At 64.9% G+C, this 15,062-nt stretch carries 11 protein-coding genes and 1 pseudogene; 6 read left to right on the forward strand and 6 right to left on the reverse strand.

All coding sequences use genetic code 11. The features are described 5' to 3' along the window. Positions 1–98 precede the first annotated feature (98 nt). The 6 genes from ACVILL_RS25780 to ACVILL_RS25805 all read right to left on the reverse strand — a co-directional run bounded on the left by ACVILL_RS25780 (position 99) and on the right by ACVILL_RS25805 (position 7,639). A complete protein-coding gene (locus ACVILL_RS25780) occupies positions 99–1,904 on the reverse strand; it encodes a gamma-glutamyltransferase family protein (protein ID WP_456731601.1) in 1,806 nt (601 codons plus the stop codon). A 109-nt stretch (positions 1,905–2,013) separates the two neighbouring features. Then, positions 2,014–3,009 carry an ABC transporter ATP-binding protein gene (locus tag ACVILL_RS25785; protein ID WP_456731602.1) on the reverse strand — a complete coding sequence of 332 codons (996 nt, stop codon included), beginning with the start codon at positions 3,007–3,009 and terminating at the stop codon, positions 2,014–2,016. Continuing rightward, complete coding sequence (locus tag ACVILL_RS25790; RefSeq protein WP_456731603.1) at positions 3,006–3,989, reverse strand: ABC transporter ATP-binding protein; 984 nt, start codon at positions 3,987–3,989, stop codon at positions 3,006–3,008. Before ACVILL_RS25790 ends, ACVILL_RS25785 begins: the two co-directional genes overlap by 4 nt. Next, on the reverse strand, positions 3,986–4,945 hold the full coding sequence (locus ACVILL_RS25795) for an ABC transporter permease (RefSeq protein WP_456731604.1): 960 nt from the start codon (positions 4,943–4,945) through the stop codon (positions 3,986–3,988). The genes ACVILL_RS25790 and ACVILL_RS25795 overlap by 4 nt, the downstream gene beginning before the upstream one ends. Positions 4,946–4,956: 11 nt before the next feature. Then, entirely contained in the window at positions 4,957–5,937 is a 981-nt protein-coding gene (locus tag ACVILL_RS25800) for an ABC transporter permease (protein ID WP_456731605.1), read from the reverse strand. 103 nt (positions 5,938–6,040) lie between these two features. Next, a complete protein-coding gene (locus ACVILL_RS25805; protein ID WP_456731606.1) occupies positions 6,041–7,639 on the reverse strand; it encodes an ABC transporter substrate-binding protein in 1,599 nt (532 codons plus the stop codon). A 379-nt stretch (positions 7,640–8,018) separates the two neighbouring features. Here ACVILL_RS25805 and ACVILL_RS25810 point away from each other — a divergent pair, with 379 nt between their 5' ends. The 6 genes and pseudogenes from ACVILL_RS25810 (at position 8,019) to ACVILL_RS25835 (ending at position 15,045) form a co-directional block, all read left to right on the forward strand. Then, on the forward strand, positions 8,019–8,267 hold the full coding sequence (locus tag ACVILL_RS25810; RefSeq protein WP_146985076.1) for a DUF6489 family protein: 249 nt from the start codon (positions 8,019–8,021) through the stop codon (positions 8,265–8,267). A gap of 8 nt (positions 8,268–8,275) precedes the next feature. Further along, entirely contained in the window at positions 8,276–9,067 is a 792-nt protein-coding gene (locus ACVILL_RS25815) for an esterase/lipase family protein (RefSeq protein ID WP_456731607.1), read from the forward strand. A 127-nt stretch (positions 9,068–9,194) separates the two neighbouring features. Next, a pseudogene (locus ACVILL_RS25820) lies at positions 9,195–9,533 on the forward strand (wax ester/triacylglycerol synthase domain-containing protein); the annotation flags it as partial. A gap of 160 nt (positions 9,534–9,693) precedes the next feature. Beyond that, positions 9,694–10,677, forward strand: coding sequence for a WS/DGAT domain-containing protein (locus tag ACVILL_RS25825; protein WP_456734364.1), 984 nt, complete (start codon positions 9,694–9,696; stop codon positions 10,675–10,677). An 11-nt stretch (positions 10,678–10,688) separates the two neighbouring features. Next, positions 10,689–11,684, forward strand: coding sequence for an alpha/beta fold hydrolase (locus ACVILL_RS25830; protein ID WP_456731608.1), 996 nt, complete (start codon positions 10,689–10,691; stop codon positions 11,682–11,684). A 127-nt stretch (positions 11,685–11,811) separates the two neighbouring features. Beyond that, positions 11,812–15,045, forward strand: coding sequence for a bifunctional cytochrome P450/NADPH--P450 reductase (locus ACVILL_RS25835; protein ID WP_456731609.1), 3,234 nt, complete (start codon positions 11,812–11,814; stop codon positions 15,043–15,045). The last annotated feature ends 17 nt before the right edge of the window (positions 15,046–15,062 follow it).

The raw sequence follows: 15,062 nt of genomic DNA on the forward strand, positions 1-15,062 counted from the left end.
GTCCTAGACCATGATGCGATTGGATCGCATCATGGTCTACTATCCTTGTTTGACGCGTTTTCTTCACGCGAACCGGGTCCACTTCGCTCGAAAACGCTCTAACGGCCGGCGGCGTAGCCCTGCATGCCGCGCGGGTTGGCGGCGGCGCGGCGGCGGGGGCCGACCTTCGAGGCCGCGGTGAGACGGCCTTCCGACCAATCGGGGCCAATCTCAACCACATGGCCGCGGCGCTTCAATTCGTCGATGGTCGATTTCGGCACGCGATTTTCCAGCACCAGCACGCCGGGACGTGACGTGCGTGGCCAGAACGAGATCGGGAAATGCTCGGAGTGCCAGGCCGGCGCGTCGATCGCCTCCTGCAAATTGAGCTTGGCGTGGACATGGCGCAGGAAGAACTGCGTAATCCACTGGTCCTGCTGGTCGCCGCCGGGCGAGCCCCAGGAAAGATACGGCTCGCCGTCGCGCAGCGCCATGGTCGGCGACAGCGTGGTGCGCGGCCGCTTGCCCGGTGCAAGCGAGGCAGGGTGATTCTCCTCGAGCCAGAACATCTGGGCGCGGCTGCCGAGGCAGAAGCCGATCTCGGGAATCACCGGCGAGGACTGCAGCCAGCCGCCAGACGGCGTCGCCGAGATCATGTTGCCGGCCTTGTCGATAATGTCGAAATGCACGGTGTCGCCGCGCACCTCGCCGAACCGGCCGACGGTCGGCTCGCCTGCACCCATGGCGCCGACCGCTTCGCGATGCCCTTCGGCGTGTCGCAGTTTCACGACGCCGCCGAAGCCTTCGACCGAGCCGGGGCGGAAGTCGAGCGAAGCTTTGTTCCTTGAGATCAGCTTGCGCCGTTCGTTGTTATAGGCATCGGACAGCAGCGTCTCGATCGGGATGTCGCTGAACTTTGGGTCGCCATAGAACGTCTCACGATCGGCATAAGCGAGCTTGGCGGCTTCGATCTGCAGATGGATGAAGTCGGGGCCTGCGGGATCGAGCCCGTCGAGCGCAAAGCCCTTCAGCAGCGCGAGCTGCTGCAGCATCACCGGACCCTGGCTCCAGACGCCGGCTTTCTGCACGGTGTAGCGGCCGTAATCGTAGGTCAGCGGTGCCTCGATGGTCGGCTGCCAGCGCGCCATGTCGTCGGCCGACAACACGCCGCGGTGCGGCGAGCCGGAGACGTCCATCACCTCCCGGGTACGGCAGAACTTGTCGATCGCCTCGGCGACGAAGCCCTTCGACCAGGCGTGGCGCGCGCGCTCGATCTGCACGACGCGGTCGCTGCCGGCACTCTCTGCTTCATCGAGGATACGTGTGTAAGTCTCCGCGAGCGTCCTGTTGGTGAAGATGGTGCCGGGCTTTGGCACCTCACCGTTCGGCAGATAAACGTCGGCCGATGTGGTCCAATATTTCCGGAACAGCTGCTCGACGGTTTGGATGGTCGCCGCCGCACGCTCGACCAGCGGATAGCCGTCACGGGCGTAGGCGATCGCGGGCTCCAGCACGTCGCGCAGCTTCATGGTGCCGTAGTCGCGCAGCAGCAGCATCCAGGATTCGAACGTGCCGGGCACGCAGGCGGCGAGCAGGCCGGTGCCCGGTACCATCTCGAGGCCCTCGCTGCGGTAATGCGCGATGGTTGCCTTCGCCGGCGCCGGGCCCTGGCCGCAGATCACCTCGCTCTTGCCGCGCTTGACGTCGTGCACGATGATCGGCACGTCGCCGCCGGGGCCGTTCAGATGCGGCTCGACGACCTGCAGCGTGAAGGCGGTCGCGACCCCCGCATCAAAGGCGTTGCCGCCTTTCTCCAGCGTCGCCATGCCGACCGCGGTCGCGATCCAGTGCGTCGAGGTGACGACGCCGAAGGTGCCTTCGATTTCGGGCCGCGTGGTGAACGGATCGGGATTGACGTTGCTCATGACGATTCACCGTTAGGCGGTTTGTTTTTGGGCTTGCGTGCGCGCACTTGATCACAGCCGGGCTGGTATGCCAACCGCCTGGTGGACATGGCGGCTCCCATCCGCGTGATCATGCCGGAACGGCAGCGGTGGGATTGTTGATCGCGTGGCAGGCGACGCCGTCAATCAGTTCCGGCGCCCGCTCACGGCAGAGATCGAAGGCGAGGGGACAGCGCGGGTTGAACGAGCAGCCCTTCGGCGGATCGATCGGGTTCGGAATCTCGCCCTTGACCGGGATGCGCTGGCGGCCGGACATCGCAAGATCCGGAACCGCGCCGAGCAGCATCCTGGTGTAGGGCATCCGCGGGTCCTCGAACAGCTTTCGGCCCTCGGCGATCTCGACGATGCGGCCGAGATACATCACGCCGATCCGGCTCGCCATGTGGCGGACGACCGCGAGATTGTGGCTGATGAAGAGATAGGTCAGGCCGAACTTGTCCTGGAGGTCGCGCATCAGGTTGAGGATCTGCGCCTGCACGGAGACGTCGAGCGCCGAGGTCGGCTCGTCGCAGACGATGAATTCGGCCTCGGACGCCAGTGCGCGGGCGATCGCGATGCGCTGGCGCTGTCCGCCGGAAAATTCATGCGGGAATTTCTGGCCGTCGTCGGGGTGCAGGCCGACCAGCGAGAGCAACTCGCCGACCCGGTCCTTGATGTCGCGCTCGCCCTGGATCAGGTCGAAGGCGCGGATCGGCTCGGCGACGATGGCGGCGACCCGGTAGCGCGGATTGAGGCTCGCATAGGGATCCTGGAAAACCATCTGGATGCGCCGGCGCAAGCGGCGGCGCGCCTGGCCTTGCCGCGGGTCGGTCATCGAGACGCCGTCGATCACGACTTCGCCCGAACTCGGCGGCAGCAGGCCGACGACCATGCGCGCAACCGTGGTCTTGCCGGAGCCGGATTCCCCGACCAGCGCAAACGTCTCGCCGCGCTTGATGTCGAAGGAGACGCCGTCGACCGCTTTCAGGAATTCGGGATGGCCGCCCTCGATCACGCGGTTGAGCCATGGCTTCGAGACGTCGAAGACACGGCGCAAATTCCTGACCTCGATCAATGTCCCGCTCATGCCGCGGTCTCCTTCGCGGGCTCGAACAGATGGCAGGCCACGGATTGCGTGCCCTGCCTGATCGGTTCGGGGCGTTCGACCCGGCAGCGATCGAACGCGAACGCACAGCGCGGATTGAACGGGCAGCCCGGCGGGATCGCCGACAGCCGCGGCATCGAGCCCGGGATCTGCACCAGGCGCTTGTCCTCGCCCGCCAGCGTCGGGATCGCACCCATCAGGCCCTTGGCGTAGGGATGCAGCGGGTTGCGCACCACCTCCTGCACCGGGCCGATCTCGGCAATGCGGCCGGAATACATCACCGCGACGCGGTCGCAGGTCTCGGCGATCACGCCCATGTCGTGGGTCACCAGCATTACCGCGGTGCCGTGGTCGCGGCCGAGCCGCTTGATCAGCGCGATGATCTGCGCCTGCACGGAGACGTCGAGCGCGGTGGTCGGCTCGTCGGCGATGATCAGCTCGGGCTCGGCGCAGATCGCGAGCGCGATCACAACGCGCTGCCGCATGCCGCCGGAGAATTCGTGCGGGTAGCCGTCGATGCGCTTCTCGGGCGCGGGGATGCCGACCTCCGCTAGCAGGTCGATGGCGCGCCTGCGCGCGGCGCTTTCGCTCAGATTGGTGTGGGTGCGGATGGTCTCGACGATCTGGTCGCCGATCTTGTAGAGCGGATTGAGGCTGGTCAGCGGATCCTGGAAGATCATGCCGATCCGCTTGCCCCTGATCCGGCGGATTTCCTCCGGTGGAAGATGGTCGATGCGGGTGCCCGACAGCTCGATCTCGCCGGCGGAGATGCGGCCGGGCGGATCGATCAGCCCGATTACCGCAAGACCGGTGACCGACTTGCCGGCGCCGGACTCGCCGACCACGCCAAGCACCTCGCCCTTGGCGATATCGAACGACACCCCGTTGATGGCGCGCAGCGTCGCCCGGCGGGTGACGAATTCCACCTCGAGGTTGCGTACGGAGAGAACAGGCTGGGTCATCGGAGCTTCGGATTGAGGGCGTCGCGCAGCCAGTCGCCGAGCAGGTTGATAGAGAGGATCAGGCCGGCCAGCGCGATGCCCGGGAAGGCGACGATCCACCATTCGCCGGCGAACAGATAGTTGTTGCCGATCCGGATCAGGGTGCCGAGCGAGGGCATGGTGTCGGGCATGCCGGCGCCGAGGAACGACAGCGTCGCCTCGGTGATGATCGCGAGCGCGAGGTTGATGGTGGCGATGACGAGGATCGGGCCCATCGTGTTCGGCAGCACGTGCCGCAGCATGATCTTCGGCGCCGGCAGCCCGATCAGCTGCGCCGCCGCCACATAGTCCTTGTTCTTCTCGACCATGACCGAACCGCGCACGGTGCGGGCATATTGCACCCAGAAGCTGAGACCGATCGCGATGATCAGCACGCCGAGCGTGCTCATTTCGTCGAGCCGGTTGCCGAGCAGCGATTTGGCGACGCCGTTGACCAAAAGCGCGATCAGGATCGCGGGGAAGGTGAGCTGCACGTCGGCGATCCGCATGATCACACTGTCGACCACGCCGCCGAAATAGCCGGCGACCAGCCCGAGACCGATGCCGAGCGCGCCAGCGAAGATGACGCCCGCGAGGCCGACCGCAAGCGAGATGCGCAGGCCGTAGAGGATCGCCGAGAGCACGTCGCGGCCCTGCTCGTCGGTGCCGAGCAGGAACGGGCTCTGGCCGTCGGCGGTCCAGAGCGGCGCGATCCGCGAGTTGATCAGTTGCAGCTGCGCCGGATCGAACGGGTTCTGCACGGCGAGCCATGAGGCAAAGATCGCCAGCAGGAAGAACAGCAGCGTGATAACGGCGGCGACCATCGTCAGGCGGGAGCGGCGGAACGAATAGAAGATGTCGCTGTCGAGCGCGCGCCTGAACCAGCCGGACGCTGCGCGGCGGTCTTCGGAGCGATCGGGGACGACGGCGTCGGACATCGGTTGATCCCTCACGCCGCGCGGCCGACGGTCGAGCGCAAGCGCGGATCGACCACGGTGTAGAGGATGTCGACCACGAGATTGATGGTGACGAAGATCAGCGAGACCATCAGCAGATACGCGGCCATGATCGGGATATCGACGTTTTGCACGGCCTGCACGAACAGAAGCCCCATGCCCGGCCATTGGAACACGGTTTCGGTGATGATCGAGAAAGCAATAACCGAGCCAAACTGTAGGCCGGCCACCGTGATCACCGGAACCAGGGTGTTCTTCAGGGCATGGCCGAAATGGATCGCGCGCGTGGTCAGCCCGCGGGCGCGGGCGAAGCGGATATAGTCGGTCCGCAACACTTCCAGCATTTCGGCGCGCACCAGCCGCATGATCAGGGTCATCTGGAACAGCCCGAGCGTGATCGCCGGCATGATCAGCGCCTTCAGGCCCGAGACGGTCAGCAGTCCGGTGGTCCACCAGCCGAGCTTCACCACCTCGCCGCGGCCGAACGAGGGCAGCCAGCCCAGCGTCACCGCGAACAGATAGATCAGGAGGATGCCGATCAGGAAAGTCGGCAGCGAAATGCCGATCAGCGATACCGCCTGGAATAATTTGGCGAGCACGGTGTCGCGGCGCAGCGCCGAATAGACCCCCATCAGGATGCCGGCGACCATCGCAAACAGCGTCGCGCAGATCGCAAGCTCCAGCGTCGCCGGCAGCCGCTCCGCCAGCAGCGATGAGACCGGCAGGCGGAACTGGTAGGACACGCCGAACTTGAACTGCAGCGCATTGATGAAGTAGCGGCCGAACTGCACCAGCACGGGATCGTCCAGGCCGAGCGAATGCCGGATTTCAGCGCGCTGTGCGGCCGAGGTGTCGATCGAGACGATCTGGTTCACCGGATCGCCGGCGAAGCGGAACATCGCGAACGCGATGACGCCCACGGCGAGCATCACGCCGATCGCCTGCAGGAAGCGGCGAAGAGTGAAAGCCAGCATCTCTACCTTTCACTGCCCTTGACAACAGGCACGCGACATCTCGCGTACCGAAAACAACAAGTCCCGGAAGCCTGCGCTTCCGGGACTCAATTCGCTGAAGCCGCTATTCACCCTGTTTGGTCGCCCAATACAGCAGCACCTGGTTGTCCGCGCGCTGGGTCAGCTTGACCTTCTTCGACACGCCCCACACCAGCGGTTGCTGATGCAGCGGAATGTAGCCGTAATCCTTGATGACGATTTCGTAGGCCTGCTTGATCAACTGGTCGCGCTTGGCAGTGTCGCTCTCGACCAGGACCTTGTCGGTGAGCGCGTCGACTTCCTTGTTGCAATAGCCGCCGAGATTGGCCTCGCCCCTTGTGGCATCCTTCGGATCGTCGCGGCAGCCGAGGATGTCGTGCAGCACGTTGTGGGAATCCGAGGTCGCGGGCGTCCAGCCCAGCATGAAGAACGAGGTCTGGTAACCGCCGGGCTTCAGCACCTTGCCGAAATACTGCGCCTTCGGCTGCGCCAGCAGGTTCACCTTGACGCCGATGCGGGCCAGCATGCCGACCACTGCCTGGCAGATCGCGGCGTCGTTGACGTAACGGTCGTTCGGGCAATCCATCGTCACCTCGAAGCCGTTCGGGTAGCCGGCGTCGGCCAGCAGCTTCTTGGCACCATCAGGATCGAGCTTCGGCCGGATGAACTCCTTCGACAGCGGATAGAGTTCGGGGGCGATCATCAGCGTCGAGGGCGTCGACATGCCGCGCATGACGCGGGTCTTGATCAGGTCGACGTCGATCGTCTTGTAGAACGCTTCGCGGACGCGGATATCCTTGAACGGGTTCTTGCCCTTGATGTTGGAATACAGCAGCTCATCGCGCGCCGTATCCATGCCGATGAAGATGGTGCGGATCTCCGGCGCGGTCATCACGGTGGCGACGCCGCTGGAATTGACACGCTGGATGTCCTGGAGCGGAACCGGTTCGATGACATCGACCTCGCCGGAGAGCAACGCGGCGACGCGGGTGGCGTCGGAGCCGATCGGGGTGAAGATGATCTCCTTGAGATTGTGCTCGGGCTTGCGCCAATAGCCCGGAAACGCCTTGAACACGGTCTTCACGCCGGGCTGATGGCTCTCGATCGTGAAGGGACCGGTGCCGTTCTCGTGCAGCGCGGCGTAGCTCGGCGTGGTTGCGGAGGCCGGCGTCGGCGCAACCGAGTTGTTCTCCTCGCACCACTTCTTGTCCATGATGTACCAGCTATCCCATTGCGAGGTCAGGATGGGATTGGGCGAGTCCAGCGTCACGTCGACCGTGTAGTCGTCGACCTTGGTGAACTTGGCGTCGGCCGGGACGTTGCTGAGGAAATTGGAGCCCTTGGCGCGGACGCGCTCGGCGGAGAACAGCACGTCGTCGGCGGTGAAGGGATCGCCATTGTGGAATTTTACGCCCTTGCGCAGATGGAAGCGCCATTTGGTCGGGCTCAGCGTCTCCCAGCTTTCCGCCAGTGCGGGAATGATCTTGAGGTCCTTGTCGCGCGCGGTGAGGCCTTCGTAGACGTGGGCGTGGTGCGCGATCGTCGTGGTTTCCTTCAGCGTGTAGGGATCCAGCGACTTGAGTTCGCCCTGGTTGGCGTATTTCAAGGTCTGAGCCGATGCCGGAAAAGCAAGGGCGACGCATGCGACGGCAGTCGCCGCAAACAAACTCCAACGTACCGACATGTGATCCCGTGTCCCCGTTTTTGTCCGCCGGCTGCTTTGTCCGGCTGGTATTATTGATCCATGTTGCCAGAGTTTACCGGCCGCGCAAGCGCGATTTCCCAGAGGGTTAACCGGTTTTGCGCGGGTGCAGCGCAATGGATGGGATTTGAGAGTAGGCGGTCGATGCGAACGCGCGACATTCGACTTTCGGACTGGCCGCTTGCCGGTCATGGGAATGATCGCCGGCGAGGCCGCTTTATGCCGGTTGCTCCAAAAACGGTTTGGTTGACCATAACGGATGATTGAGGCCGACTGCACTTCGGGGCAGGTCAGGCTCACTTGCGTAACTCACCCCGTCGCGGCGATACTGAGGTGGGTCAGGCGCATTGAGGAGGCGGATATGAAAGTCAACGTCGAGATAGATTGTACGCCCCTCGAAGCGCGGCAGTTCTTCGGCCTGCCCGACGTGGCGCCGATGCAGACCGCTGTCATGGACAAGCTGCAACAGCAGATGCTGTCCAACATCGAGAAGATTTCCCCGGAATCGCTGATGCAGAGCTGGTTCACCTTCGATCCCAAGCTTGCCGAGCGTTTCCAGGACATGTTCGTGGCGATGGCCGGCTTCGGCGGCACGAGCAAGAAGAAATAGTGGCCGACATGGACAGGAGCGTTGATGGCACCGAACGCCGGTTGCGCCCGCCCAGCCTGCTCCTGATGCTGGCCGAAGGGCGCGGCCTGCTCGAATTCAACTCGAGCCTGCTGCTCTCGCCTCTGCTGATGCAGGCCCCGAAGGGCGACGGCCATGCGGTGCTGGCGCTGCCGGGCTTCCTCGCCAGCGACCTGTCGATGGTGCCGATGCGGCGCTATCTGAAGGAGCTCGGCTACGACGCCTTCGCCTGGAACATGGGCCGCAATTTCGGCGGGATCTCCAGCAGGCGGGCTGCGCTGCGCGACCTGCTCAAGCGGGTCCATGAGGCGTCCGGACGCAAGGTCTCGATCATCGGCTGGAGCCTCGGCGGCGTCTATGCGCGCGACCTGGCGTCGCAGATGCCCGAACTGGTGCGCTCGATCATCACGCTGGGCTGTCCGTTCGCCGGCGACATCCGCGCCACCAACGCGACCCGGCTGTATGAGCTGCTGTCCGGCGAGGAGGTGGACGACATTCCCGAAATTCGCGCGGCGGTCGCAGGCGACATGCCGGTGCCGGCCACCTCGATCTATTCCCGCACCGACGGCATCGTGAACTGGCGCACCTCGCGGGTGCGGCCGTCGCCGACCGCCGAGAACATCGAGGTGCATTTCGCCAGCCATATCGGACTCGGCGTCAACCCCGCGGCGCTATGGGCGATCGCGGACCGGCTGGCGCAGCCGGAAGGCGAATTCCGGCATTTTGACCGGTCGGGCCCCTTTGCCATTGCCTATGGACCGGCAGAACAGGCACAATCCTGACCGAACGATGAGAAGCGCCGCCAAGGCGCCCGAGTGAGTTGGCTCTCGGGAGGAGATCATGAGCGACGCCAAGAAGCTGTCCTCGCTGGACGCATCGTTTCTCTATCTGGAAACGCCGGAAATGCCGATGCATGTCGGCAGCATGGCGATCTTCCGCCTGCCCGACGGCTACAAGGGCGACTTCTTCGAGGAGTTCAAGGCGATGATCGCCTCGCGGCTGCACGTCGCGCCGATCCTCAAGGCGCGCCTGCAGAAGGCGCCGCTCGACATCGATCATCCGTCCTGGGTCGAGGACGACCAGTTCGACATCGATCGCCATATCTTCCGCGCCAGCCTGCCGGCGCCGCGCGACCGCGCCACGCTGGAACGCATCGTCGGCTGGATGCACGCCAAGCTGTTGAACCGGGCTCGCCCGCTCTGGGAGTTCTACGTCTTCGAGGGCATGAAGGACAACGAGATCGGGCTCTATTCCAAGATGCACCATGCCTGCATCGACGGCGGGGCAGGTGCTGCGCTGACCAGCATGATCTACGACCTGACGCCGGTGCCGCGCGAGATCGAGCCGCCGGGCGCGAAGAAGGTCGCGCAGGAGCCGCGCGACATCGCCGCCAATCTGATCGACGCCTATCAGCAGCTCTGGACCCAGCCGTTCGAGGCGGCCGCCGCCGCGCAGAAGAGCCTCGAACTGCCGCGCTCCGGCAAGAGCGACCTCGGCGTCGATCCTGTTCGACAACGCCATGTTCCAGATCGAGAGCGCGGTGAAGTTCGCGGGCTCGATGCCGACCGTCATGAAGAGCCTGTCCGACGTCGTCGCCAAGGTCGCCGATCCCAGGTCGCGGGAGAGCCTGCAGGCGATGTCGTCGCCGCCGACCATCCTCAACAAGGCGATCTCGTCCGAGCGCAGCTTTGCCGGCACCTCGATCTCGCTGTCGCGCGCCAAGGCGGTGGCGAAGGCGTCGGGCGGCAAGCTCAACGACGTCGTGCTGGCGCTCGCCTCCGGCGTGGTGCGGCGCTATCTGATCAGCCAGGGCGCGCTGCCGAACAAGTCGTTGACGGCAGGCGTGCCGATCTCGCTCCGCGAGGAAGGCAACGCCGAATCCAACAACCAGGTATTCGGCATGATCTGCTCGATCGCGACCGACATCGAGGATCCGAGGAAGCGGCTCGAGACCATCATCGCGCAGTCCACCAAGTCCAAGGAGATGTCGCATCCGCTGCGCGCTTTGGTGCCGCAGGTTTCCAACATCTCGCTGCTGGGGGCGCCGATCCTGGTGCAGATCATGGCGCTGCTCTATAGCCGCTCCGACCTCTCGAACGTGCTGCCGCCGGCGACCAACATCACGGTATCGAACGTGCCGGGACCGCGGCAGACGCTGTACGCGGCGGGCGCGGAGCTATTGCACATCTTCCCGGTTTCGATCTCGACCCACGGTGTTGCGCTCAACATCACCGTGCAGAGCTACCGCGATCAGCTCGATTTCGGCTTCATCGTGGGCGCCAACATCATTCCCCACGTGCAGGTGATGTGCGACATGCTGCCGCTCGAGTTCGATGCACTCGAGGCGGCGTTCGCTCCCCCGCCTGCGGACATCAAGGGCGCGGCCGAATAGGATTTGCTTCAATGATTGAGATGCCACCGCTGCAGTTCGCCGAGACGAACGGAATCCGCATGGGGTTCTACGAAGCGGGCCCCAGGACCGACGCGCCGCCCGTGGTGCTGTGCCACGGCTGGCCCGAACTGGCATTCTCCTGGCGTCACCAGATCAAGGCGCTGGGCGAAGCCGGCATCCGGGTGATCGCACCGGATCAGCGCGGCTATGGCGCGACCGACCGGCCCGAGCCGGTCGAGGCCTACGACATGGAGCACCTGACCGGCGATCTGGTCGGCCTGCTCGACCACCTCAAGATCGACAAGGCGATCTTCGTCGGTCACGACTGGGGCGGCTTTGTCGTCTGGCAGATGCCGCTCAGGCATCCTGCGCGGGTTGCCGGCATCGTCGGCGTCAACACGCCGCATTGGGACCGTGCGCCGATGGACCCGATCGCGCTGTTTCGCCAACGCTTCGGCGATCACATGTACATCGTCCAGTTCCAGGATCCGGCGCGCGAGCCCGACCGGATTTTTGGCAGCCGGGTCGAGCAGACCTTCGATGCCTTCATGCGCAAGCCGGCGCCGCGTCCGGCGGATGCGCCGCCCGAACAGCCGATCGCCGGCGTCGGCGCGTCGGCCCGGCTCAATCTGGCGTTTCCGCAAATGATCGCGAACTATGACGCCAAGCATGATCCGCGGACGCCGATCCTGTCGGCGGACGAGAAGAAGGTGTTCGTCGACACCTTCACCAGGACCGGCTTCACCGGCGGCATCAACTGGTATCGCAATTTCACCCGCAACTGGGAACGCTCGGCCGGGCTGGACCACCATGTGCGGGTGCCGTCGCTGATGATCATGGCCGAGAACGACGCGGTGTTGCCGCCCTCGGCCGCCGACGGCATGGAGAAGCTGGTGCCGGACCTTGAGAAGTACCTGGTCAAGGACAGCGGCCATTGGACGCAGCAGGAAAAGCCTGACGAGGTCAGCGCCAAGCTGATCGAGTGGCGTAAGAAACGGTTTGGATAATTCTCGCCGTCATTGCGAGGAGCGAAGCGACGAAGCAATCCATTTTCTCCCCTCGCGGCGCGATGGATTGCTTCGCTTCGCTCGCAATGACGGCGTAGTTCGGGGCAGGCACAGGGGGCAATTCCGAATGGCGTCCGGCAACAGACTGAGTCCGATCCCGCATCCGCCGACGAAGCCGGTGGTCGGCAACATGCTGTCGCTGGACTCCACCGCGCCGGTGCAGCATCTGGTGAAGCTCTCCAAGGAACTCGGGCCGATCTTCTGGCTCGACATGATGGGCGCGCCGCTCGTGATCGTGTCCGGCCACGACCTGGTCGACGAACTCTCCGACGAGAAGCGCTTCGACAAGGCGGTGCGCGGCTCGCTGCGCCGCGTGCGCGCGGGCGGCGGCGACGGGCTGTTCACCGCCGACACCAGGGAGCCGAACTGGAGCAAGGCGCACAACATCCTGATGCAGCCGTTCGGCAACCGCGCCATGCAGTCGTACCACCCGAGCATGGTCGATATCGCCGAGCAGCTGGTCAAGAAATGGGAGCGCCTCAACGCCGACGAGGAGATCGAGGTCGTCCACGACATGACGGCGCTGACGCTCGATACGATCGGGCTTTGCGGCTTCGACTACCGCTTCAATTCGTTCTACCGCCGCGATTACCACCCCTTCGTGGAATCGCTGGTGCGCTCGCTGGAAACCATCATGATGACCCGCGGCCTGCCGCTCGAGGGTCTGTGGATGCAGAAGCGGCGCAAGACGCTCGCCGACGACGTCGCCTTCATGAACAAGATGGTCGACGAGATCATCGCCGAGCGGCGCGGCAATACCGACGTGACCGACGACAAGAAGGACATGCTGGCCGCGATGATGACCGGCGTCGACCGCGCCACCGGCGAGCAGCTCGACGACGTCAACATCCGCTACCAGATCAACACCTTCCTGATCGCCGGCCACGAGACCACCAGCGGCCTCTTGTCATGCACGATCTACGCACTGCTGAAGCATCCCGACGTGCTTAAGAAGGCCTATGAGGAGGTCGACCGCGTCCTTGGTCCGGACATCAATGCGAGGCCGACCTATCAGCAGGTGACGCAGCTCACCTACATCACTCAATGCCTGAAGGAGGCGCTGCGGTTGTGGCCGCCGGCGCCGGCCTACGGTATCGCGCCGCTGAACGACGAGATGATCGGCGGCAAGTACAAGCTGAAGAAGAACACCTTCATCACCATCCTGGTGATGGCGCTGCACCGCGACCCCAGCGTCTGGGGCCCGAACCCCGACGTGTTCGATCCCGAGAATTTCAGCCGCGAGGCGGAGGCCAAGCGCCCGATCAATGCCTGGAAGCCGTTCGGCAACGGCCAGCGCGCCTGCATCGGCCGCGGCTTCGCCATGCACGAGGCCGCGCTCGCGATCGGCATGATCCTGCAACGCTTCAAGCTGCTCGACGTGCATCGCTACCAGATGCATCTGAAGGAGACGCTGACCGTCAAGCCCGACGGCTTCCGGATCAAGGTGCGGCCGCGCGACGACAGGGACCGCGGCGCATTCGCCGGCAGTGTAGGCGCAGTAGCCGCCGCGCCGAAGGCGCCGCGCGCGCCGGCCACGCGGCCCGGCCACAACACGCCGATGCTGGTGCTCTACGGCTCCAACCTCGGCTCGGCCGAGGAGCTGGCGACCCGCATGGCCGATCTGTCGGAGATCAACGGTTTTGCCACCCGGCTTGGTCCGCTGGATGATTATGTCGGCAAGCTGCCGGAGGAGGGCGGCGTGCTGATCATCTGCGCCTCCTATAACGGCGCGGCGCCCGACAATGCGACGCAGTTCGTCAAATGGCTGGACAGCGACCTGCCGAAGGACGCCTTCGCCAAGGTGCGCTATGCGGTGTTCGGCTGCGGCAACAGCGACTGGGCGGCGACCTACCAGTCGGTGCCGCGTTTCATCGACGAGCAACTGACCAGGCACGGTGCGCGCGCCGTCTATCCGCGCGGCGAGGGCGATGCGCGCAGCGATCTCGACGGCCAGTTCCAGAAATGGTTTCCGGAGGCGGCCAAGGTCGCGACCAAGGAATTCGGCATCGACTGGAATTTCACCCGCACCGCCGAGGACGAGCCGCTCTACGCGATCGAGCCGGTGGCGCAGGGCGCCGTCAACACCATCGTGACGCAAGGCGGCGCGGTGCCGATGAAGGTGCTCGCCAACAGCGAGCTGCAGAACAAGGAAGGCGCCCATCCATCGGAGCGCTCGACCCGGCACATTGAGGTCGAGCTGCCGGCCAGCCTGAAATACCGCGTCGGCGATCATCTCAGCGTGGTGCCGCGCAACGACCCGACCTTGGTCGATTCCGTCGCGCGCCGGTTCGGCTTCCTGCCGGCCGACCAGATCCGCCTGCAGGTCTCGGAAGGCCGCCGCGCGCAATTGCCGGTCGGCAACGCGGTGTCGGTCGGGCGGCTGCTCACCGAGTTCGTCGAGCTGCAGCAGGTCGCGACCCGCAAGCAGATCCAGACCATGGCCGAGCACACCCGCTGCCCGGTGACCAAGCCGAAGCTGATGGCCTATGTCGGCGATGACGAGGCCTCGGCCGCGCGCTATCGCACCGAGGTGCTGGCCAAACGCAAATCGGTGTTCGACCTGCTCGAGGAACATCCGGCTTGCGAGCTGCCGTTCCACCTTTATCTTGAAATGCTGTCGCTGCTGGCGCCGCGCTATTACTCGATCTCGTCGTCACCGGCCGGCGAGGCGCAGCGCTGCAGCGTCACCGTTGGTGTCGTCGAGGCGCCCGCAAGCTCGGGCCACGGCATCTACAAGGGCGTCTGCTCGAACTACCTGGCGCGCCGCAGAGCCGGCGACACCGTCCACGCCACGATCAAGGAGACCAAGGCCGGCTTCCGTCTGCCCGACGACAACGCCGTGCCGATCATCATGATCGGGCCGGGCACCGGGCTCGCGCCGTTCCGCGGCTTCCTGCAGGAGCGGGCTGCACGCAAGGCGCAGGGCGCGCAACTTGGCCCCGCGATGTTGTTCTTCGGCTGCCGCCATCCGGAGCAGGATTTCATCTATGCGGATGAGCTGAAGGCGTTCGCCGCCGACGGCGTTAGTGAACTCCACACCGCGTTCTCGCGCGCCGACGGACCCAAGACCTATGTGCAGCATCTCGTCGCTGCGCAGAAGGACCGGGTCTGGGAGCTGATCCAGAAAGGCGCGATCGTCTATGTCTGCGGCGATGGCGGCAAGATGGAGCCTGACGTCAAGGCGACCCTGATGTCGATCTATCGCGAGCGCACCGGCACTGATGCCGATGCCGCCGCGCGCTGGATCGAGGAGATGGGCACCAGGAACCGCTACGTGCTCGACGTCTGGGCGGGTGGTTAGCCCGTGCCTTCGTAGCC

Source organism: Bradyrhizobium sp. USDA 3364 (genome assembly GCF_054056355.1).